At 66.5% G+C, this 20,758-nt stretch carries 18 protein-coding genes; 6 read left to right on the top strand and 12 right to left on the bottom strand.

Annotation, left to right across the window (positions count from 1 at the left end; genetic code table 11):
* Positions 1-73: 73 nt before the first annotated feature.
* Positions 74-1,231 (top strand): A/G-specific adenine glycosylase, encoded by a 1,158-nt coding sequence (gene mutY / locus EV147_RS16035; protein WP_130392194.1) that lies wholly within the window; start codon positions 74-76, stop codon positions 1,229-1,231.
* A 28-nt stretch (positions 1,232-1,259) separates the two neighbouring features.
* Here mutY and EV147_RS16040 read toward each other — a convergent pair whose 3' ends face one another.
* The 11 genes from EV147_RS16040 to EV147_RS16090 form a co-directional block, all read right to left on the bottom strand.
* The gene (locus EV147_RS16040) at positions 1,260-1,913 is read right to left on the bottom strand and encodes an LON peptidase substrate-binding domain-containing protein (RefSeq protein WP_130392195.1); all 654 of its coding nucleotides are present in this window, start codon (positions 1,911-1,913) and stop codon (positions 1,260-1,262) included.
* A 26-nt stretch (positions 1,914-1,939) separates the two neighbouring features.
* Positions 1,940-2,851: an RNase adapter RapZ gene (gene rapZ / locus EV147_RS16045; RefSeq protein WP_130392196.1), complete on the bottom strand. Its 912-nt coding sequence runs from the start codon at positions 2,849-2,851 to the stop codon at positions 1,940-1,942.
* Between the two features lie 140 nt (positions 2,852-2,991).
* Positions 2,992-3,327, bottom strand: a complete 336-nt coding sequence (locus tag EV147_RS16050; RefSeq protein WP_130392197.1) for a PsiF family protein — start codon at positions 3,325-3,327, stop codon at positions 2,992-2,994.
* A gap of 186 nt (positions 3,328-3,513) precedes the next feature.
* Positions 3,514-4,485 carry an HPr(Ser) kinase/phosphatase gene (gene hprK / locus EV147_RS16055; protein ID WP_130392198.1) on the bottom strand — a complete coding sequence of 324 codons (972 nt, stop codon included), beginning with the start codon at positions 4,483-4,485 and terminating at the stop codon, positions 3,514-3,516.
* A 52-nt stretch (positions 4,486-4,537) separates the two neighbouring features.
* A complete protein-coding gene (gene ptsN, locus EV147_RS16060) occupies positions 4,538-4,993 on the bottom strand; it encodes a PTS IIA-like nitrogen regulatory protein PtsN (RefSeq protein ID WP_130392199.1) in 456 nt (151 codons plus the stop codon).
* 465 nt (positions 4,994-5,458) lie between these two features.
* Positions 5,459-5,812, bottom strand: a complete 354-nt coding sequence (gene hpf / locus EV147_RS16065) for a ribosome hibernation-promoting factor, HPF/YfiA family (protein ID WP_066739680.1) — start codon at positions 5,810-5,812, stop codon at positions 5,459-5,461.
* A 51-nt stretch (positions 5,813-5,863) separates the two neighbouring features.
* Complete coding sequence (locus EV147_RS16070) at positions 5,864-7,348, bottom strand: RNA polymerase factor sigma-54 (protein WP_130392200.1); 1,485 nt, start codon at positions 7,346-7,348, stop codon at positions 5,864-5,866.
* A 134-nt stretch (positions 7,349-7,482) separates the two neighbouring features.
* Positions 7,483-8,280, bottom strand: a complete 798-nt coding sequence (gene lptB, locus EV147_RS16075) for an LPS export ABC transporter ATP-binding protein (protein WP_130392201.1) — start codon at positions 8,278-8,280, stop codon at positions 7,483-7,485.
* A gap of 29 nt (positions 8,281-8,309) precedes the next feature.
* On the bottom strand, positions 8,310-8,969 hold the full coding sequence (lptA, locus tag EV147_RS16080) for a lipopolysaccharide transport periplasmic protein LptA (RefSeq protein ID WP_130392202.1): 660 nt from the start codon (positions 8,967-8,969) through the stop codon (positions 8,310-8,312).
* Between the two features lie 67 nt (positions 8,970-9,036).
* Positions 9,037-9,666 carry an LPS export ABC transporter periplasmic protein LptC gene (gene lptC, locus EV147_RS16085; RefSeq protein ID WP_130392203.1) on the bottom strand — a complete coding sequence of 210 codons (630 nt, stop codon included), beginning with the start codon at positions 9,664-9,666 and terminating at the stop codon, positions 9,037-9,039.
* A gap of 2 nt (positions 9,667-9,668) precedes the next feature.
* Positions 9,669-10,652: a KpsF/GutQ family sugar-phosphate isomerase gene (locus tag EV147_RS16090; RefSeq protein WP_130392204.1), complete on the bottom strand. Its 984-nt coding sequence runs from the start codon at positions 10,650-10,652 to the stop codon at positions 9,669-9,671.
* 157 nt (positions 10,653-10,809) lie between these two features.
* Between EV147_RS16090 and EV147_RS16095 the strand changes: the two genes are divergently transcribed.
* From EV147_RS16095 to EV147_RS16105, 3 genes are all read left to right on the top strand, one after another.
* The gene (locus EV147_RS16095; protein WP_130392205.1) at positions 10,810-12,786 is read left to right on the top strand and encodes a monovalent cation:proton antiporter family protein; all 1,977 of its coding nucleotides are present in this window, start codon (positions 10,810-10,812) and stop codon (positions 12,784-12,786) included.
* Between the two features lie 130 nt (positions 12,787-12,916).
* Positions 12,917-13,489 (top strand): adenine phosphoribosyltransferase, encoded by a 573-nt coding sequence (locus tag EV147_RS16100; protein ID WP_130392206.1) that lies wholly within the window; start codon positions 12,917-12,919, stop codon positions 13,487-13,489.
* 158 nt (positions 13,490-13,647) lie between these two features.
* Positions 13,648-15,324: a Na/Pi cotransporter family protein gene (locus EV147_RS16105; protein ID WP_130392207.1), complete on the top strand. Its 1,677-nt coding sequence runs from the start codon at positions 13,648-13,650 to the stop codon at positions 15,322-15,324.
* Between the two features lie 81 nt (positions 15,325-15,405).
* On the opposite strand, the gene uvrA is transcribed toward EV147_RS16105, so the two are convergent.
* Entirely contained in the window at positions 15,406-18,270 is a 2,865-nt protein-coding gene (gene uvrA, locus EV147_RS16110; protein ID WP_130392208.1) for an excinuclease ABC subunit UvrA, read from the bottom strand.
* A gap of 333 nt (positions 18,271-18,603) precedes the next feature.
* Between uvrA and EV147_RS16115 the strand changes: the two genes are divergently transcribed.
* Together EV147_RS16115 and EV147_RS16120 are read left to right on the top strand one after the other, a co-directional pair.
* Positions 18,604-19,872 (top strand): MFS transporter, encoded by a 1,269-nt coding sequence (locus EV147_RS16115; protein WP_130392209.1) that lies wholly within the window; start codon positions 18,604-18,606, stop codon positions 19,870-19,872.
* 236 nt (positions 19,873-20,108) lie between these two features.
* Entirely contained in the window at positions 20,109-20,669 is a 561-nt protein-coding gene (locus EV147_RS16120; protein WP_130392210.1) for a single-stranded DNA-binding protein, read from the top strand.
* Positions 20,670-20,758 lie beyond the last annotated feature (89 nt).

The following is a 20,758-nucleotide window of genomic DNA, read 5'->3' on the forward strand; positions in this document are numbered from 1 at the left end:
TCATGTGGCGCCGCCTTCAGGGCGGCGTTTTTTCATTCCAAGAACCCCGCAATCGTCCCGCTCCCGTCCCGCAATGCCCCGCAAGTCTGCTGCTGTCCCCGCTGCCCCCGTCGTCCAGGACATCGCCGTTCCGCCAGATTTCGGCATGCGCGTGGTGAACTGGCAGCGCCAGCATGGCCGGCACGACCTGCCGTGGCAGAACACGCGCGACCCCTATCGGATCTGGTTGTCCGAGATCATGCTGCAGCAGACGCAGGTGGCGGCCGTGATCGAGTATTTCCAGCGTTTCGTGACGGCGCTGCCCACCGTGGCCGATCTGGCTGCCGCGCCCGCGGACCAGGTCATGGCACTGTGGGCCGGCCTCGGCTACTACTCGCGCGCGCGCAACCTGCACCGCTGCGCCAAGGCTGTGGTCGACGACCACGGCGGGGTGTTCCCGACCGATCCGGCCGTGCTGGTCACGTTGCCCGGCATCGGCCGCTCCACGGCCGCCGCGGTTGCCGCGTTCAGTGCCGGCGTGCGCTCGCCGATTCTCGACGGCAACGTGAAGCGGGTCTTCGCGCGGGTGTTCGGCATCCACGGCCATCCGGGCGAGCGCGCCATCGAGACGCGCATGTGGGCGCTGGCCGAGCAGGCGCTGCCGCCTGCCGGGCCGACGCAGGCCGAGGACATGGTGGCCTATACGCAGGGTGTGATGGATCTGGGCGCCACGGTGTGTTCGCGCGGCAAGCCTGCCTGCCTGGCGCATGCCGATGCGTGCCCGCTGGCAGTGGATTGCGTGGCGCGGCGCGACAACCTCACGGCGGTCCTGCCCATGCCCAAGCCGCGCACGGCCATTCCAGAGCGCAGCACCGTGATGCTGATCGTGCGCCATGGCCGCAACGTGCTGGTCAACCTGCGGCCCGACAGCGGCATCTGGGGCGGCCTCTGGAGCCTGCCCGAAATGCCCGTGGACAGCGTACCGTTCGATGCCGAGGCAGCCGAAGACGCGGCGCTGGAGTGTGCGCGCCAGTTCGGCCAGCCGGCGCGGGCGGAACTGGCAGGCGAACTCACGCACGTCTTCACGCATTTCAGGCTGCTGATCCGCGCGATCCGGGTCGACCTCTCCGGCTCTGACTGGCAGGGCGATGCCTCGCGCCGCTGGCTTTCGCTCGACGATCTCGACGCGCTCGGCACGCCGGCGCCGGTGCGGCGGCTACTCGAAGACCAGGCGCGGATCGGCCTGTTCTGAGGATTGTCTAAGGCGGGAAACTTAAGCTTTATACGATGTGGTGTTGCCGCATGTAGCGGTGCACGATCTCGATGCGCATGCCGGCATCGGGCAGCGCCATGAGCATCTGCTTGGCTTTCATCGGTACGGGCAGCAGCTCGCAGAGCCGGTTGGCAACCCACGACGGGTCATCCCACAGATAGGGTTCGGCGAACGGCAGCTTGGACTTGTCGGGCACCTCGGTATGCAGTGCCGAGACGATGCGGCGCAGCGCCGCCAGGCACTCGCCGAGCAGTTCGAGCTTGCAGTCGATGATGTCGGCGGGCAGCGCCTCGGCCTGGGCCACCAGCAGGCCGTCGTCGCGCGTGGTGTGCGACAGCACGCGGAAGCGTTGCCGGCCGCGCGTCTCGATCAGCAGCACGCCCAGTTGCTCCATGTTGCAGTCGACGATCTCGGCCAGGCAGCCAATTTCCTCAGGCTCGGTGGGATGGCCCGGACGCGCCACTTCGTCGCCGCTGGCGATCAGGCAGACGCCGAACGGCGTGCCGTCGCGCATGCAGTTGCGCACCATGTCGACGTAGCGCTTCTCGAACACGCGCAGCGGCAGGCGGCCGTCCGGGAACAGGACGGTGTTGAGGGGAAACAGTGGCAGCGCATCCAGGAAGGGAAGAGGGAATGCGATGTCGGTGGAGGATGTCGACATGCTGGGGCCGCTCCGGTGACCGCGGGTCAGCCGCCGATGGCCATTTCGCGGTGTCTGACCAGCACATTACCATGCGCGCGGAAGTAGTTGGCGAGTCTTTCCGCGATGAAGACCGAGCGGTGCTGCCCGCCCGTGCAGCCGATGGCCACGGTCAGGTAGCTGCGGTTGTCGGCGATGAAACTCGGCAGCCACTTCTCCACATAGGCGCGGATGTCCTCGGCCATCGCCAGCACCATCGGCTGGCTCTGCAGGAAGTCCACCACGGGGGCGTCGCGGCCGGTCAGCGGGCGCAGGGCCAGGTCGTAGTAGGGATTCGGCAGCGAACGGACGTCGAATACCATGTCGGCGTCGCTGGGCACGCCATGCTTGAAGCCGAACGATTCGAACAGCAGCGTCAGCGGCTCGCTGCCGGTGTCGTCGTTGTTGCGGATCAGTTCCTTGATCCAGCTGCGCAGCGTGTTGGTGCGCACGTTGCTGGTATCGATGCGATGCGCCGAGTCCGACAGCGGGCTCAGCAGTTCGCGCTCCATCTCGATGGCTTCGATCAGCGAGGTATCGCTGCCGGGCGCATCGGCTTCTCCCGCTTCCCGGGGCACGCCGTTGGTGCTGCCCACGCGCGTCGAGAGAGGGTGGCGGCGGCGGGTTTCCGAGTAGCGCTGGACCAGCGCATCGGTGTTCGCGGTCAGGAACAGCACCTGCACCTGATGCTTGGCCGACAGCTCGCGCACGGTATCGGGCAGGCGCGCCAGCGATTCGCGGCTGCGGATGTCGGTGGCCACGCCCAGGTGCGAATAGCCCTGGTCGGCCAGATACGTTGCCAGTTCGGGGATGAACTGTGCCGGCAGGTTGTCGACGCAGTAGTAGCCTGCATCTTCCAGTACGTTCAGGGCAACCGATTTGCCCGAGCCGGAGATCCCGGTGATGAGAATGATCCGCATAGCGACGCAAGGATAGCACCGCATGATGGCCGCGTCATGACAGGGTGTCTGACCGCCACAAAGGCCGGGAACCATAAAAAATGGCGAATCGACTACGATTCGCCATGTTTCGCCGGGTTATCGGCCTGCAAGCGCGGGGCTCAGGCCGGCTTGGCCGACAGGCACTCGCTCTGGGCCTTCTTGTATTCGTCGCCCTTCTTGCCCTTGTTGGCCTTGGCGCAGGCTGCCATCTTTTCCTGCTGGGTCTTCGGCTCGGCCGCGGCGGCCGGACCCGAGCCCGACAGGCACTCGCTCTGGGCCTTCTTGTATTCGTCGCCCTTCTTGCCCTTGTTGGCCTTGGCGCAAGCCGCCATCTTCTCCTGCTGCGCCGTCTTGCCGGATTTCTCGGCCACGCCCGGCGCCGAGGCGCCCTGGGCAAACGCTGCCGTGGCAAACAACGGGGTCACCAGCACACACATCGCGATCAGCTTCTTCATGCTTCTCTCCTGCCTGTGGAAATACACATCGATGGCCGCGCGCTGGCGGGTCCGGAACTGGGCTCGGCGCCCATTACAGCACAAAACGGCGGGGCTGCGCGGCGCGTTGACGAGGCGCCCCGGAATGCGTGTAAGCAAATGAAAACGCCCGCTTGACGCGGGCGTTCGACGGCGATGCGGCGCCGGTCAGAGCAGGCGGCCCTGGCCGCGCGACACCACGTCGGCCTGCATCGCGGCGCGCTGGCGGTCCATGAAGTCGCGCAGCGTGTCGATGCCACGCAGCCGCAGGATCGTGTTGCGCACGGCGGCTTCCACCAGCACGGCGAGGTTTCGGCCGGCCGCCACCTGGATCTTGACCATGTGGATCGGCAGGCCGAGCACGTCCAGATACTGCGAGTCGAGCGGCAGCCGTTCGAATTCGCCGTCGTTGCGCCGCACGAGCTGCACCACGAGCTTGATCTTCATTTTCCGGCGAACGGCCGTTTCACCGAAGATGGTCTTGATGTCGAGCAAGCCCAGGCCGCGCACTTCGAGCAGGTTCTGCAGCAGCGGCGGGCAGCGGCCCTCGATGAAGTCCGGGCCGAGCCGGACGAAATCCACGGCATCGTCGGCCACCAGCCCGTGGCCGCGCGAGATCAGTTCCAGGCCCAGCTCGCTCTTGCCCAGGCCCGATTCGCCCATGATCAGCACGCCCATGCCCAGGATGTCGAGGAACACGCCGTGCATCGTCACGCGCGGAGCGGAGATGCGCGACAGGTAGAGCCGCAGGTGGTCGATGACCGCCGCGGACGAGACTGGCGTGGTGAACAGCGGCGTGGACGAGCGCGTGCAGCGCAATTCCAGGTCGGGCGGCGGCTCCATGCCGTCGGCGATGACCAGGAACGGCGGCTCCAGCAGGATCAGCTCGCCCATCTGGCGCTTGCGCGGCTCGTCGTCGAGGCGCTGGTAGTACAGGATCTCGGGTTTGCCGAGCACCTGGATCCGGTTCGGGTGGATCAGGTTCAGGTGGCCCACGAGGTCCGCCGCCGAGGTGGCCTCACGCGCGAACTCGACGTCGAACGCCCGGTCCGCGCCTTCGAGGCCGGCAACCCACGACAGTTTGATGTCGGCTGCGTTGTCGTCGAAGATCGATTGCGAGGTGACGCCGGTGAGTTCCATGCGGGATGACTTTCGGGAAGAGGGCGATAAGGCGGCGGCGGTATCCCGGTACTCAGGGATGCCAGTCGGACAGCAACTGGTGGACGGCTTCAGGCGTGGGCAGCGTGGCCAGGCCCTCGCGCATCTCGCGGTCCGACAGCAGCTGGGCGATCTCTGACAGGATCTCCAGATGTTGCTGCGTGGCCTGTTCCGGCACCAGCAGGAAGATCAGCAGCGAAACCGGCTTGCCGTCGGGCGATTCGAACGGAATCGGCTCGGCCAGGCGCATGAAGCCGGCCAGCGGCTGCTTCAGGCCCTTGATGCGGCCGTGCGGGATTGCCACGCCAGCGCCCAGGCCGGTCGAGCCGAGCGACTCGCGCGCGAACAGGTTGTCGGTCACGGTGGCACGCGCCACGCCATGGTTGTTCTCGAACAGGAGCCCGGCTTGCTCGAAGACCCGCTTCTTGCTGGTGACGGTGACGTCGAGGTGGATATTGCCGGGTGGCAGCAATTTGGCCAAACGATTCATGGGCGATGCACGAGAAGTCTGAGTAGCAAGCCGGCGCGCGTGGACCGGCCCGCCGAGTTGGGGGCAATCAGGATATTGAGTGCCAGGCGCCCGCATTGGAGCGTCCGGTCATTATAGAGCAGGGCTGCCGCGCACTTGTGCGTTGCAGCGTCGGGCCCGCGGACTTCGCCGCCAGGTCGCCAACCGGTTTGCCCACCTGGATCGCCGCCAGCCCTGCGCGCCGTCGGGGCGCGCCTGCCGGTGCCGCCATCCGGGACCGTTCTGCCTGTGATTTGTGGTGCAGCATACACCGACCTGCGAAGGATGCGAACACCCCGGGTGTATCAATTGATCTCATAGTGGCGCCGAGGTAACGGGCGCCGGACATGTGCCGGGGGCGCCGCCCATCAAAAAAGCCGCGCAGATGCGCGGCTTTGCTCTCTTCCTATTAGTCCTCAGGGGCGACTTTCCAGTCCGTTGCGCCGGCTATTGCTGCTGTAGCTGCGCTTCGGCCATCTGGTACTTGACCGCCTCGCGGTCGTGCCCTTGTACGCGATCCTTGTAGCGGATCACCTGGCGATCCAGCTTGTCGACCAGACAGTCGATCGCCGCGTAGAGGTCTTCATGATGCGCCTCCACGAAGATGTCCTTGCCCTTCAGGTGCAGGTTGATTTCGGCGTACTGGCGCTTGTCCTTTTCCTTGTGGTTGTCGACCGATAGCAGCACGCTTACCCCAATCACCTGATCGAAATGCCTGACGATTCGCTCCAGTTTCGTTTCCACATACTCACGCAGCGGTGGCGTGATGTCGAGGTGGTGTCCACTGATCTTGAAGTTCATAGCGCTTCTCCTTCTGAAAGAGCCGCACCAGGCAGGCGGTGACGGCTCGGGCTACAAAGACTTGCGGAGATTCACTGCGGGGATCTTCAATGCTTCGCGGTATTTGGCCACCGTGCGGCGTGCGACCACGAAGCCCTGTTCGCCCAGCAGTTCGGCGATGCGGCTGTCGGAAAGGGGATTCCTGGGGTCTTCGGCTCCTATCAGTTGCTTGATCAGCGCGCGTATAGCCGTGGATGAGGCCGCGCCGCCAGTCTCCGTGGAGACGTGGCTGCCGAAGAAGTACTTCAACTCGAAAGTACCCATCGGCGTGGCCATGTATTTGTTCGTCGTTACCCGGGAAATGGTGGATTCGTGTAAACCCAGTGTATCGGCAATCTCCCGCAAAACCAAGGGGCGCATCGCGATTTCGCCGTGCGAGAAAAAGTTCTTTTGACGCTCAACAATCGCCTGCGCCACACGCAAAATCGTGTCGAAACGCTGCTGGATGTTCTTGATAAGCCACCGCGCTTCCTGCAATTTCTGCTGCAGGCCCGCGGCCCCCGCCTCGCCCTTCGCACCGCGCAGGATCTGCGCGTACATGTCGTTGATGCGCAGGCGCGGCATCACATCGGGATTGAGCTGCGCGATCCAGCCGCTGCCGCTCTTGCGCACGAAGACATCCGGTACGACGAAATCCGCTTCCGGGCGGCTGTACGCATGCCCGGGATACGGCGCCAGCGAGCGGATCAGTTCGTGCGCGGCCTTCAATGCAATGTCGTCCACCTGCAGCGCTTTCTTGAGACGGGTGTAATCCCGTACCGCCAGCAGTTCCAGATGGTGGTTGACGATGGTCAGCGCCAGCTCGCGCTGCGGATGCTGGAGCCGCTTCAGTTGCAGGCTCAGGCATTCCGCGGCATTGCGGGCGCCCACGCCGGGCGGATCGAAGCTCTGCAGCAGCGTGAGGATCGCCTGCACCTCATCGACTTCGAACTCGAGTTCCTCGGGGAGTTCCGAACAGATTTCCTCGAGTGTCGCGCTCAGGTAGCCGTCGTCGTCGAGCGATTCGATCAGGAAGATGGCCAGGCCCTTGTCGCGCACCGAAATCTTCAGCGGCGTGAGTTGTTCCATCAGGTATTCGCGCAGCGTGGGATCGGCTTCGCGCAACTGCATCGGCGTCTTCTCGTCCTCGTCGCCCTGGGGGCGGCGCGCGAAGTCGTCGAGGCTCCAGTCGTTGCCGTAGTCCTCGCTGCCGGAGTCGCTGTAGTTGTCGTCGTCGCCGCCGGAGGCGGCGCCCTCGGCATGGTCGCTGCCATTGGCCTGCGGCTCCGCCGGGGCGGGCGCCGGGGCGCTCTGGACGTTGACGGAACCGTCGGCGGCCACGCGCAGCGGGCTTTCGATCCAGTCGTTCTCGCGTTCCAGCAGCGGATTCTCCGTCAGCGCCTGCTCCACTTCCTGCTGGAGCTCCAGCGTGGAAAGCTGCAGCAGTCGGATGGACTGCTGCAGTTGCGGCGTGAGAGCCAGATGCTGGGAGAGGCGGAGCTGGAGCGAAGGTTTCATGCGACCTATTCTATGCGCATCTTTCCGTTGTTGGAACGGATTTTGCTAGAACCTATCGCCTGACCTTGCCTGATCGGAAACGGCTTTGGAAAACCGGTGTGCAAGCGCGGTAAAAAATTACCGCGCCGCACGCATCACATGCGGAAATTCTCGCCCAGATAGACGCGGCGGACCGATTCGTTGGCGATGATTTCCTCGGGCAGGCCCGAAGCCAGCACCGTGCCTTCGCTGATGATGTAGGCGTGGTCGCAGATGCCGAGCGTCTCGCGCACGTTGTGGTCGGTGATCAGTACGCCGATGTTGCGCGCCTTCAGGAAGCTGACGATCCGCTGGATTTCGCCCACGGCGATCGGGTCCACGCCGGCGAACGGCTCGTCCAGCAGGATGAAGCGCGGCGACGACGCCAGTGCGCGGGCAATCTCCACCCGGCGGCGCTCGCCACCGGACAGCGACAGCGCCGGGTTGTTGCGCAGGTGGGCGATCTGCAGGTCATCGAGCAGCGAGTCGAGGCGGCGGTCGATCTCGGCCTTCGACAGCGACTTGCCGTTTTCGAGCTGCAACTCCAGCACGGCGCGGATGTTTTCCTCGACGTTGAGCTTGCGGAAGACCGACGCCTCCTGCGGCAGGTAGGACAGCCCCATGCGCGCGCGCTCGTGGATGGCCAGGCCGCTGATGTGCTGGTCGTCCAGCACGATATCGCCCTCATCGAGCGCCACCAGGCCCACGATCATGTAGAACGACGTGGTCTTGCCCGCGCCGTTCGGACCCAGCAGGCCCACCACCTCGCCGCTCTTGACGTCGAGCGAGACGTCCTTGACCACCGTGCGCGTGCCGTAGCGTTTCTTCAGGTGGCGTACGACCAGCGTGCTGCTGTCGGGACGGACGCCTGCGGCGGCAGTGGCGGAAGGGGCAAGGGTGGCGGAGTCGTTCATCGGGTACGGATTCGATAGGGACGCGGGTTTCAGGGCTTGGCCGGGGCCGTGGACGGACGCAGGTCGAGCGGGGCGCCGCTGGCGGCCGGGGCGCTGGCGTCGGCGCGCGGGGAGAGCACCGCGCGCACGCGGCCCGACGGGTTGCCGGCCGTGGTGTTGTTGTCGCCACCGGTGGCCGTGTAGTACTCGTTGCGGCTGTCGTAGGTGATCACGGCGCCGCGGATCTCGTCGAGGATCTTGGCCCCCACGCCCGACACCCGCGCGGCGCGGGCATGGCCGATCAGCTTGTTGACCTCGGTCTTGCCGTCGTACTCGATGCGGTCGCCCCAGCCGTCGATGTATTCGTCCACGCCGTCGCGCTTCTGGCGGATATAGGCCTGGCGGCCCGGCTTGGACGTGGCCACGGCGTACTGGTAGCCCTCGGGGTCGGTGCGCAGCTCGGCAGCGTCGGACTTCAGCACCATGGTGCCCTTGGTCAGCACCACGTTGCCGGTGAGCGTGTAGATCTGCTTGACGTCATCGTAGTTGGCGTTGTCGGCCTCCAGCACCAGCGGCTTGCCCTGGTCCGCGCGTTCGGCGTGGGCGGGCTGGGCCAGGCCCAGGGCCAGCGCCAGCGCAAGCGCGGCGAAGGCCGTCAATCGGGCGGGCGCCGGGTGGCGACAGGACGATGTCGTCAGGGATGCAGTCATGTTTGGCGAATGATGAGATGGGAAGGGGCGGCCAGCGGGCGGGCTGGACGATCCTGCGTGCCTGGCGTCACTGGGTCCTGGCCTGCCCCTGCGGCGGGTTCATGACAATCGTGCCGCGAACGTTGCCCAGCAATTGTACTTCGCGGGTGACGTTGTTGAAGATCAGCCCGTTGGCGTTCATGACCGAAGGGCCGCGCGTGAGCTGTACCGGCTTGTCGGTCTTGACGATGTCGTCGTTGACGAATAACTGGAAAAACTGCGAGGCGGCGGTCAGGCGCGGGTCTTTCGACGGGTCCGGGCCGGCCTGCCGCACGATCAGCGCGTTGCCGTAGAGATCGACCACGGTGCCTTCGGCATTCATGATGCCGCGGTTGGCGGTGGCGGTCACGGGCGGACGGTCCGGCTGGTAGGCGCGCATGGCCGGCGTGGTCACCTCGTAGGTCTGGTCGTCCTCGAAATGCACCATCTTGACGCCGGTGAAGCGCATCTTGGTGGCGCCGTCCTCGGCCAGTTCCGTGGCCGAGAAGCGCTCCATCCAGTAGTCCGGCTCGTGGCGCTTGGCGCGCTGCTGCAGGGCGCTGTCGTGCGGCGAGTTCAGCTGGACGAGCCAGAACGTGCTGCCGGCCACGATGGCCATCAGCAGCAGCGGCATCAGCCGCATCACGGCGCCCGAGAGTCTGGACAGGAAGTCCGGCATGTTCAGATGACCTTGGCGCGCGTCAGGTCATGGATATGCAGCGCGCCCACCAGCCGGCCGTCGCCATCGACGACGAGCAGCTGGTTGATGCGGTTGGATTCCATGATCTGCACGGCTTCCACGGCGAGCTGGTCCTGGTTGACCGTGCGCGGGTTGCGGTGCATGACCTCGCCGATCGGCACGGTCTTCCAGTCGCGCGGCGTTTCCAGCAGGCGGCGCAGGTCGCCGTCGGTGAACACGCCCGTGGCGCGCCCCTCGGGGTCGACCACGGCCGTCATGGCCATGCCCTTGCGCGTGATTTCCATCAGCGCCTGGGCCAGCGGGGTGTTTTCGCGCACTTCGGGCACGGCGTTGCCGGTGCGCATGACGTCGCGCACGTGGGTCAGCAGCTTGCGGCCCAGCGCGCCGCCGGGGTGCGAACGGGCGAAATCCTCCTCGCCAAAGCCGCGCGCGTCGAGCACGGCCACGGCCAGCGCGTCGCCCAGCGCCAGCGCGGCGGTGGTGCTGGCGGTCGGGGCCAGGTTCAGCGGGCAGGCTTCCTGCGCGACGGCGCCATCGAGGTGGGCGTCGGACAGCTTGGCGAGGTTCGACTCCGGATTGCCGGTAATCGAGATCAGGCCGGCGCCGATGCGCTTGACGATCGGGATGATCGACAGCAGCTCGGCGGTCTCGCCCGAATTGGAGAACGCGATCAGCACGTCGTCGCGCGTGATCATGCCGAGGTCGCCGTGGCTGGCCTCGGCCGGGTGCACGAAGAACGCGGGCGTACCCGTGGACGCCAGCGTGGCCGCCACCTTGCGGCCGACATGGCCGGACTTGCCGATGCCCGAGACCACCACGCGGCCCGTGCAGCCGAGGCACATCTCGACGGCCCTGGCAAAGGCGGGCGTCAGGCGTCCGGCCAGCGCCGAAACGGCGTCCGCCTCGATCTGGAGAGTATGGCGAGCGAGCTCGAGTGCTCGATTCGCATCGAAATTGGCTATCATGGCGCTGGAGTATACCAACGAATGCGATGGCGTCTGGCCCCGGCTTTTCCGCCCCCGGCCGGGACGACCGCCGCACTTGCCGTCTTTTGCCGGCGGGGTGCAGAGCCGGTCCTGGCGCGTGCCCGGCCGGATTGCGCCTGCCCTTCAAGCCCGCCGAATGCATTCTCCGCTGGAACTGACCCTCGTGCTGCTGGCCGCCGCCGTCCTCGGCGTCGTGGCCTTCCGCATGCTGCAATTGCCGCCGATGCTGGGTTACCTGGCCGTCGGCATCCTGATTGGCCCCCACGCGCTGGGGCTGGCCAGCGATTCGGCCCAGACCAAGTACCTGGCCGAGTTCGGCGTGGTCTTCCTGATGTTCTCGATCGGGCTCGAATTCAATCTTGGCAAGCTGCGGGCGATGAAGCGGCTCGTGTTCGGGCTGGGCGGCTCACAAGTGGCGCTTTCGCTACTTGTGGTGATTCCGGCGAGCTGGATGTTCAGCTGGCTGTTTCCGCTGTCCTGGCAGGCGTCGGTGGCGCTGGGCGGGGCGCTGGCGATGTCCTCGACGGCCATCGTCGTCAAGATGCTGTCCGAGCGCATGGAGCTGGAAAGCGAGCACGGGCGCAACATCATCAGCGTGCTGCTGTTCCAGGATCTGGCCGTGGTGCCGCTGCTGATCATCATCCCGGCGCTGTCGCGCGACCCCGGCGACCTGGCCTGGGCGCTGGGGCTGGCCACGGTCAAGATCGTGGTGGCCCTTGGCGTGATCTTCTTCCTGGGCCAGCGCCTGATGAGTCGCTGGTTCCACATCGTGGCGGCGCGCCGGTCGCAGGAACTGTTCATGCTGAACCTGCTGCTGGTGACGCTGGGCATGGCGGCGCTGACCGAGCGGCTGGGGCTGTCGATGGCGCTGGGCGCGTTCATGGCGGGCATGCTGATCTCCGAGACGCCGTACCGCCACCAGGTGGAGGAGGACATCAAGCCGTTCCGCGACGTGCTGCTGGGGCTGTTCTTCGTCACCATCGGCATGCTGCTGAACATCCGGGTGGTGGTTGACCACATCTGGCTGGTACTGGGCCTGCTGGTGGTGCCGATCCTGTTCAAGCTGCTTCTGATCACGGGCCTGGCGCGCCTGTTCGGCTCCCGGCCGGGCGTGGCGATCCGCACCGGGCTGGGGCTGGCGCAGGCCGGCGAGTTCGGTTTCGTGCTGCTGAACCAGATCGACGGCATGGGGCTGGTGGACCCGGTGCTGATCCAGGTGATCCTGGCGTCGATGCTGCTGTCGATGCTGGTGGCGCCGTTCCTGATCCAGTACAGCGACGCCATCGTGCTGCGCTTTGCCGCCAACGAATGGCTGATGCAATCGCTGAACATGACCCGGATTGCCGCCCAGAGCCTGCAGACGGAGAAACACGCCATCATCTGCGGCTACGGGCGCAGCGGCCAGAACCTGGCGCACATGCTGGAACGCGAGGGCATCACCTATGTGGCGCTCGACCTGGACCCCGACCGCGTGCGCGAGGCCGCCGCGGCCGGCGATACCGTGGTCTACGGCGATGCCGGGCGGCGCGAATCGCTGATCGCGGCCGGTATCCACCGCGCGGCGCTGGTGGTGATTACCTACGCCAACACGCCGTCGGCGGTAAAGGTGCTGCACCACGTGCAGGAGCTGGAGCCGGCCATGCCGGTGATCGTGCGGACCGTGGACGATTCGGAGCTGGACACGCTGCAGAAGGCCGGCGCCACCGAGGTGGTGCCGGAAATTATCGAGGGCAGCCTGATGCTGGCGTCGCACGCGCTGGTGCTGCTGGGCGTGCCGATGCGCCGCGTGGTACGCGGGGTGCAGCAGGCGCGCGACGCCCGCTACAGCCTGCTGCGCGGCTACTTCCACGGCCGCGACGACGAGGAAGACATGGTCGAGCGCGATACGGTGCGGCTGCACTCGGTGTCGCTGGGTGCCGAGCACACGGCCGTGGGCCGCCAGCTTGGCACGCTGGGCCTGGAAATGATCGGCGTGGAGGTCACGGCGGTGCGGCGGCGCGGCATCCGGGCGTTCGATCCGCAGCCCGAGACCGTGCTGGAGCCGGGCGACATCGTGGTGCTGCGCGGCACACCCGAAGCGCTGGAGTCGGCCGAGGCGCGCCTGGCCGGCTGACCGGGGCGGCCGGCCCCGCCTCTACTCCTTCCCGGGCGTCTGCTGTATGGTTACAGCTGCCCGACCCCCCGGGGCCCGGCGCCCGCGTGCCCGGCGCGCCCCGCTACAAGACCCATCCGACAAGATTCCCATGGCAGATCCCATCATCCAGTCCCCCGATCTCGGCGATGTCACCGGCTACCTCCGTGACCGCATCCGCACCGTGCCGGACTGGCCGCAGCCGGGCGTGATGTTCCGCGACATCACGCCGCTGCTGCAGAACCCCAAGACGCTGCGCGTGCTGATCGACGTCTTTGTGCATCGCTACATGGACCAGCAGCTCGACCTCGTGGCCGGGATCGACGCCCGGGGCTTCATCCTGGGCTCGATCATCGCCTACGAGCTGAACCTGGGCTTCGTGCCGATCCGCAAGAAGGGCAAGCTGCCGTTCCAGACCGTGGCCGAGGAATACGAGCTGGAATACGGCAGCGCCACCGTGGAAATCCACGCCGACGCCTGCAAGGCCGGCGACCGGGTGCTGCTGATCGACGACCTGATCGCCACGGGCGGCACCATGATGGCCGGCCGCAAGCTGCTGGAGCGCCTGGGCGCCACGGTGGTGGAGGGCGCGGCCATCGTCGACCTGCCCGAGCTGGGTGGCTCGAAGCTGCTGCACGCCAGCGGGCTGCCGCTGTTCACGGTCTGCGACTTTTCGGGTCACTGACCCGGCAGAGCCTGTCCGGAGGCCGGACTTTCCGGTCTTCCGCGTCCATTTGCCCCATGCCCATGCGGGGCGCATAATGCCCCATTGATATAACAATGGCGATGACCGGGCGGCGCCTCCGTCCTGCCCAGCCGGCACCGGTCACGAAGGGACGCATCATGGGCGTTTTGCTTCATCTTCTCTCCGGCGTGGCGCTGCTCGTCTGGGGCACCAACATCGTCAAGGTCGGCATCCTGCGCGTCTACGGCGCCAACCTGCGGCATGTGCTGTCGGTCAGCGTGTCGAACCGCTTCAAGGCGTTTGCGGCCGGGCTCGGCGTCACCGGCCTCGTGCAGAGCAGCAACGCCACCGCCGTCATCGTCAGTTCGTTCGTCGGACAGGGCCTGATCGCCGTGGCGCCGGCACTCGCCATCATGCTGGGCGCCAACGTGGGCACGGCGCTGATGGTGCAGGTGTTCTCGCTCGACCTGTCGTGGCTCTCGCCGCTGCTGATCTTCGTCGGCGTGATCCTGCACCTGAGCTGGAAGGGCAACCGGCCGGGCCACGTGGGCCGGGTGCTGATCGGGCTGGGCCTGATCACGCTGGCGCTGGAACTGATTTCGATTGCCACGCGGCCCGTGGTGCAGGCCGCCGGGGTCAAGGTGCTGTTCAGTTCGCTGACCGGCGATGCCGCGCTGGACATGCTGGTGGGCGCGTTCCTGACCATCCTCTGCTATTCGAGCCTGGCCGTGGTGCTGTTCTGCGGCGCGCTGGCGGCGGCCGGCGTGGTGTCGATCCACGTGGCGCTGGCGCTGGTGCTGGGGGCCAACCTTGGCTCGGGGGTGTCGGCGCTGCTGACCACCTCGGGCAACAACCAGCCGGGCAAGCGCGTCACGCTCGGCAACCTGCTCTCGCGGCTGCTCGGCTGCGTGATCGCGCTGCCGCTGCTGGGGCAGGCCGAATCGCTGCTGGCCCATATCGATGCCGATCCGCAGCGGCTGATCGTCAACTTCCACCTGCTGTTCAACGTGGCGCTGGCCGTGCTGCTCTTGGGCGCCACGGCGCCGCTGGCGCGGCTGTGCGAGGCGATCCTGCCGGGGCGCAACACGGGCGACAGCCAGGTCACGCCGCGCCACCTCGACGCCGCCGCGCTGACCACGCCCACGCTGGCGCTGTCCAACGCGGCGCGCGAGGTGCTGCGCATCGGCGACCGGGTCGAGCAGATGCTCGACAACATGCTGCGCGTGCTGCGTACCAACGACGTGAAGCTGGCCAACGCCACCTGCCGCATCGACAACGAGGTGGACGACCTCTACACGGCCATCAAGCTCTATCTGACGCAGATCAGCACCGAGGCGCTGGACGAGCGCGACGGGCAGCGCTGGACCGAGATCATCTCGCTGACCATCAACCTGGAGCATGCGGGCGACCTGATCGAGCGGGTGATCGTGGATGCCAAGGAAAAGAAGATCGCGCACAACCTGCAGTTTTCCGAGGCCGGCATGCGCGAGATTGCGGACATGCATGGCCGCGTGGTGGCCAACCTGCGGCTCGGGCTGTCGGTATTCCTGACCGGCGATATCCGCAGCGCCCAGCAGTTGATGGCCGAGAAAGCCAATTTCCGCGACATGGAGCGCCAGTACGCCCGCTCGCACCTGCAGCGCGTGGCCGTGCAGACCGCCGAGAGCATCGAGACCAGCTCGCTGCACCTGGACATCATCAGCGAACTGAAGCGGCTGAACTCGCTGTTCTGCGCGACGGCCTACCCGGTGCTGGAGCAGGCCGGGCTGATGAATCGCAGCCGGATGAAGGACGAGGGGCAGGAGAAGGTGGGGGCGGTAGTGGAGGCGCGGTAGATCGCGCCCCTGTCTTGCGGTTGACTCCCCTCTCCCGCCAGGCGGGAGCGGGGAGCAAACCAATAGCGGGAGAAGCGGCAACTAACCCCGCTTCAGCAACGGCTTCAGATACTTCCCCGTAAAGCTCGCCTTGCTGGCCGCCACCGCTTCCGGCGTGCCCTTGGCGATCACCTGCCCGCCGCCGGCGCCGCCTTCCGGGCCCATGTCGATCAGCCAGTCCGCGGTCTTGATGACGTCGAGGTTGTGCTCGATGATGACAACCGTGTTGCCGTGGTCGCGCAGCTTCTGGATGACCTTGAGCAGCAGCTCGATGTCGTGGAAGTGCAGGCCGGTGGTGGGCTCGTCGAGGATATAGAGCGTGCGGCCGGTGTCGCGCTTCGACAGTTCCAGCGACAGTTTCACGCGCTGGGCCTCGCCGCCCGAGAGCGTCGTAGCAGATTGTCCAAGCCGGATATACCCCAGCCCCACATCCAGCAGCGTCTGCAGCTTGCGCCGCACCACGGGCACGGCGCTGAAGAACTCGTGCGCCTGTTCCACGGTCAGGTCCAGCACCTCGGAGATATTGCGGCCCTTGTACTGCACTTCGAGCGTCTCGCGGTTGTAGCGCTGGCCGTGGCAGACGTCGCACGGCACGTAGACGTCGGGCAGGAAGTGCATTTCCACCTTGATCACGCCGTCGCCCTGGCACGACTCGCAGCGTCCGCCCTTGACGTTGAACGAGAAGCGGCCCGGATCGTAGCCGCGCTCCTTGGCCGACGGCACGCCCGCGAACAGCTCGCGGATCGGCGTGAACAGGCCGGTGTAGGTGGCCGGGTTCGAGCGCGGCGTGCGGCCAATCGGGCTCTGGTCGACGTTGATGACCTTGTCGAAATGTTCCAGCCCGTCGATCTGGTCGTGCGGCGCCGGCTCGGCCGTGCTGCCGTACAGGTGACGTGCAACAGCGTTGTAGAGGGTGTCGTTAATCAGAGTCGATTTCCCCGATCCTGAGACACCTGTAATACATGTCAACAGACCGACCGGGATATCGGCCGAGACATTGCGCAGGTTGTTGCCGGTGGCGTTGACGATGCGCAGCATGCGTTCTTCGTCAGGCGCGGCGCGCTTCCTGGGCACCTCGATGCTGCGCTGGCCGGACAGGTACTGGCCGGTGAGCGACCCCGGCGACTGCTCGATCTGCGCCGGCGTGCCCTCGGCCACGATCATCCCGCCATGCACGCCGGCGCCGGGGCCGATGTCCACCACGTAGTCGCAGGCGCGGATCATGTCCTCGTCGTGCTCGACCACCAGCACCGAATTGCCGATATCGCGCAGATGCTTGAGCGTGCCGATCAGGCGGTCGTTATCGCGCTGGTGCAGGCCGATCGACGGTTCGTCGAGCACGTACATGACGCCCGTCAGCCCCGAGCCGATCTGCGAGGCCAGCCGGATGCGCTGCGCCTCGCCGCCCGACAGCGTGTCGGCGCTGCGTTCCAGCGAGAGGTAGTCGAGCCCCACGTTGTTCAGGAAGTTCAGCCGGGCCGAGATCTCCTTGATGATCTTGTCGGCGATCTCGCGCTTGGCGCCGTGCAGGTTCAGCGTCAGGAACCACGTCAGCGCGTCGCGCAGCGGCAGGCCGTTGATCTCGAAAATGGCGCGCGCCTGCTCGTCCTCGCCAATCTTGACGTGGCGCGCCTCGGTGCGCAGCCGGGTGCCCTGGCAGACGGGGCAGGCCTGGTTGTTCTGGTACTTGGCCAGTTCCTCGCGCACGGCCACCGAATCGGTCTCGCGGTAGCGGCGCTCCAGGTTGGGGATGATCCCCTCGAACGCATGCTCGCGCACCGTGGTGCGGCCGCGCTCGTTGATATAGGTAAACGGGATTTCCTGCTCGCCGGAACCTTGCAGCACCACCTGCTGCACCTCGGCGGGCAGGTCCTCGAACGCGGTTTCGGTGTCGAAATCGTAGTAGGCCGCCAGGCTCTGCAGCATCTGGAAGTAGAACTGGTTGCGGCGGTCCCAGCCCTTGATGGCGCCCGAGGCCAGCGACAGGTTCGGAAACGCCACCACGCGCTTCGGGTCGAAGAACGTGATCTGGCCCAGCCCGTCGCAGCTCGGGCAGGCGCCCATCGGGTTGTTGAACGAGAACAGGCGCGGCTCCAGTTCCTGGAGCGAGTACGAGCAGATCGGGCAGGCAAAGCGCGAGCTGAACACATGCTCGTGGCCTGTGTCCATTTCGAGCGCGATGGCGCGGCCATCGGCCAGCCGCAGCGCGGTCTCGAACGATTCGGCCAGCCGCTGCTTGATGTCGGCGCGCACCTTGACGCGGTCCACCACCACCTCGATGGTGTGCTTCTCGGTCTTCTTGAGCTTGGGCAGGGCGTCCACGTCGTAGACCTTCGCCTCGGCCTCGTGCGCGGTGCCGCCGCCCGAACGGATGCGGAAGCGCACGAAACCCTGCGCCTGCATCGTATCGAACAGGTCGGAATGCTCGCCCTTGCGGTCCGCCACCACGCGGGCCAGGATCATCAGCCGGGTGTCCTCGGGCAGCGCCAGCGCGGCGTCCACCATCTGCGACACGCTCTGGGCCTGCAGCGCGATGTTGTGGTCGGGGCAGTAGGGCGTGCCGGCGCGGGCGTACAGCAGGCGCAGGTAGTCGTGGATCTCGGTCACCGTGCCCACCGTGGAGCGCGGGTTGTGGCTGGTGGCCTTCTGTTCGATCGAGATGGCCGGGGACAGGCCCTCGATCAGGTCGACGTCGGGCTTCTCCATCAGTTGCAGGAACTGGCGGGCGTAGGCGGAAAGCGACTCCACGTAGCGGCGCTGGCCCTCGGCGTAGAGTGTGTCGAACGCCAGCGACGACTTGCCCGAGCCCGACAGGCCAGTGATCACCACAAGCTTGTTGCGCGGCAGGTCAAGGTTGATGTTCTTCAGGTTGTGGGTACGCGCCCCACGGATCTTGATTTCTTCCATATACCGTTGGTTCGCCCGCGGGTGCCGCAGCCTGCCGCAGGCAGGTCCCGGTCACACGGATACATCAAAGTGCCTTGCGCAACACCTGGCGCCCGCGTCGAGTGACGCAGGAGGCCCGCCGCTTCGCGTATTTCCGGATCGTGCCGGGGCGGCACGTGACCGGGAAAGCCCGGGAAGCAAACCTGCTAATATACCGAACTTCGGTTTCCCGGGTTGACCGGCGCCAGATGGGGTTCACGCAGCCCCGCCCGAGGCAACTTCCGCGCCCCGGCGCGATCGAAGCAGCGCCACCGACCGAGCCAGGACCGAGCCAGAATTCCACAAACGACCGCAATGCCGTCGATCCCGCCTTCCTCCCAAGCCGCCTCCCTAGCCGAAGCGTCCGCCCGTACGGAACCCGTGCGCGACCGCATGACGCGAAGCGAGTTGCGTGCCAGTCTCTCGCTGGCCAGCATCTTCGCGCTGCGCATGCTGGGCCTGTTCCTGATCCTTCCTGTCTTTGCAGAATTCGCGCGGACGCTGCCCGATGGCCACGACGCCCAGCGCGTGGGCATCGCCATGGGCATCTACGGGCTGATGCAGGCATTTCTCCATATCCCGCTGGGCTGGCTGTCCGACCGCGTGGGCCGCAAGCCGGTGATGGTGGCCGGCCTGCTGCTGTTCGTGGCCGGCGCCGTGGTGGCCGCGCTGTCCGACACGCTGACCGGCATCACCATCGGCCGCGCCATGCAGGGCATGGGCGCCATCTCGGCGGCGATCACGGCATGCATCGCCGACCTCACGCGCGAGCGGCATCGTACAAAAGCCATGGCGATGGTGGGCGGCAGCATCGGACTGACCTTTGCGCTGTCGCTGGTCATCGCCTCGCCGCTGCTGCACAGCATTGGCATGTCGGGCATCTTCGGCCTGATGGCCGTGCTCGGCACGCTGGCCATCGGCGTCACGCTGTTCGTGGTGCCCACGCCGCCGGCGCCGCATCCGGTACGGCTGCCGTTCCGCACCGTGCTGCTGAACCCCGACCTGATCCGCATGAACGTGGGCGTGCTGGCGCTGCACGCCAGCCAGGTAGCCATGTTCATGGTGGTGCCGGCCATGCTGGCCGACGCCGGCATGCCGCTCGACCAGCACTGGAAGATCTACCTGCCCGTGGTGCTCGTGTCCTTCCTGCTGATGCTCGGACCGATGATGGCCGCCGAGCGCTACGGCAAGATCCGGCCGGTGCTGCTGGCCTCGGTGGCGCTGATGACCGCCGTCCAGTTGCTGTTTGCCACCGTGCACGGCCTCTGGGCGATCACGGGCGTGCTGCTGTTGTTCTTTGTTGCATTTAACGTGCTGGAGGCCATGCAGCCCTCGCTGGTATCGCGCTACGCCGCCGCCAGCCGGGGTGCGGCGCTCGGTGTTTACAACACCACGCAGGCGCTGGGCCTGGCGCTGGGCGGCGTGGCCGGCGGCTGGCTGCTCCAGCACGAAGGGCGCCCGGCGGTGTTCGTGGGCTGCGCGGCCGTGCTGCTGCTCTGGCTTATAATCGCCTGGAGCATGAAGGCGCCGCCCGCCCGCGCCAGCGCGGACAAGAACCCCGACGCCCCGGCGGCAGTGGCCTGACGTGCCCGCAGGCGCGCAGTTGCGCCGCGGACACAACATTTGACGTATCCACATCATCCGGACACGTTTTTCGCCGCTAACGGCGGTAGCATTCGACACGCGCCAGACGGAGCCCCCGGACGGCGCGTGATGTCGTTTACGGTCCTGGCCATCTCGGGCCGGACCCTTTTGCGAACCACTTTCGCTTTACGTTTAACGCCGCGCTGAAAGGGCGCGGTCCCTGGAGAACTTCAAACATGGCATCGGTCAACAAAGTCATCCTCGTCGGCAACCTGGGCGCCGACCCCGAAACGCGTTACATGCCCAGCGGCGATGCCGTGACCAACATCCGGCTGGCGACGACCGACCGCTACAAGGACAAGCAGAGCGGCGAGTTCAAGGAAGCGACCGAATGGCACCGCATCGCGTTCTTCGGCAAGTTGGCCGAGATCGCCGGGCAGTACCTGCGCAAGGGCTCGTCGGTCTATATCGAAGGCCGCATCCGCACGCGCAAGTGGCAGGACCAGTCGGGCCAGGACAAGTACAGCACCGAAATCGTCGCCGACCAGATGCAGATGCTGGGCGGCCGCGGCCAGGGCGGCGGCGGTGAGGAAGGCGGCGGCTACGGCGGCGGCGCAGGTGCGGGCGGCGGTGGCGGCGGCTACAGCCGCGAATCGCAGGGCGGTGGCGGTGGCGGTGGCGGTTACGGCGGCGGCCGCGCCCAGGGCGGCGGCCAGGGCGGCCAGGGCGGCCAGCGCCGCCAGCAACCGGCCCAGTCGAACGGGTTTGAAGATATGGATGACGATATTCCGTTCTAATGGTCCGTAAGTAAAAAGTGTCAAGATCAACCCCGCCTTTGTGCGGGGTTTTTGCTTTTTAATCAGGACCTTATCGGCGGTGGTGCTTT

The sequence above is a fragment of the Cupriavidus agavae genome, from assembly GCF_004217045.1.
In the GTDB taxonomy this organism is placed as follows: Bacteria; Pseudomonadota; Gammaproteobacteria; order Burkholderiales; family Burkholderiaceae; genus Cupriavidus; species Cupriavidus agavae.

Excerpts from the sequence above, each read along its gene's own strand:
- EV147_RS16115 (WP_130392209.1), top strand. The coding sequence starts at position 18,604 with ATGCCGTCGATCCCGCCTTCCTCCCAAGCCGCCTCCCTAGCCGAAGCG.
- lptC (WP_130392203.1), bottom strand. The coding sequence starts at position 9,666 with ATGCCGGACTTCCTGTCCAGACTCTCGGGCGCCGTGATGCGGCTGATG.
- EV147_RS16090 (WP_130392204.1), bottom strand. The coding sequence starts at position 10,652 with ATGATAGCCAATTTCGATGCGAATCGAGCACTCGAGCTCGCTCGCCAT.
- rapZ (WP_130392196.1), bottom strand. The coding sequence starts at position 2,851 with ATGCGGATCATTCTCATCACCGGGATCTCCGGCTCGGGCAAATCGGTT.
- EV147_RS16100 (WP_130392206.1), top strand. The coding sequence starts at position 12,917 with ATGGCAGATCCCATCATCCAGTCCCCCGATCTCGGCGATGTCACCGGC.
- EV147_RS16050 (WP_130392197.1), bottom strand. The coding sequence starts at position 3,327 with ATGAAGAAGCTGATCGCGATGTGTGTGCTGGTGACCCCGTTGTTTGCC.
- hpf (WP_066739680.1), bottom strand. The coding sequence starts at position 5,812 with ATGAACTTCAAGATCAGTGGACACCACCTCGACATCACGCCACCGCTG.
- EV147_RS16040 (WP_130392195.1), bottom strand. The coding sequence starts at position 1,913 with ATGTCGACATCCTCCACCGACATCGCATTCCCTCTTCCCTTCCTGGAT.
- lptB (WP_130392201.1), bottom strand. The coding sequence starts at position 8,280 with ATGAACGACTCCGCCACCCTTGCCCCTTCCGCCACTGCCGCCGCAGGC.
- lptA (WP_130392202.1), bottom strand. The coding sequence starts at position 8,969 with ATGACTGCATCCCTGACGACATCGTCCTGTCGCCACCCGGCGCCCGCC.
- EV147_RS16105 (WP_130392207.1), top strand. The coding sequence starts at position 13,648 with ATGGGCGTTTTGCTTCATCTTCTCTCCGGCGTGGCGCTGCTCGTCTGG.
- hprK (WP_130392198.1), bottom strand. The coding sequence starts at position 4,485 with ATGGAACTCACCGGCGTCACCTCGCAATCGATCTTCGACGACAACGCA.
- mutY (WP_130392194.1), top strand. The coding sequence starts at position 74 with ATGCCCCGCAAGTCTGCTGCTGTCCCCGCTGCCCCCGTCGTCCAGGAC.
- EV147_RS16120 (WP_130392210.1), top strand. The coding sequence starts at position 20,109 with ATGGCATCGGTCAACAAAGTCATCCTCGTCGGCAACCTGGGCGCCGAC.
- EV147_RS16095 (WP_130392205.1), top strand. The coding sequence starts at position 10,810 with ATGCATTCTCCGCTGGAACTGACCCTCGTGCTGCTGGCCGCCGCCGTC.
- uvrA (WP_130392208.1), bottom strand. The coding sequence starts at position 18,270 with ATGGAAGAAATCAAGATCCGTGGGGCGCGTACCCACAACCTGAAGAAC.
- EV147_RS16070 (WP_130392200.1), bottom strand. The coding sequence starts at position 7,348 with ATGAAACCTTCGCTCCAGCTCCGCCTCTCCCAGCATCTGGCTCTCACG.
- ptsN (WP_130392199.1), bottom strand. The coding sequence starts at position 4,993 with ATGAATCGTTTGGCCAAATTGCTGCCACCCGGCAATATCCACCTCGAC.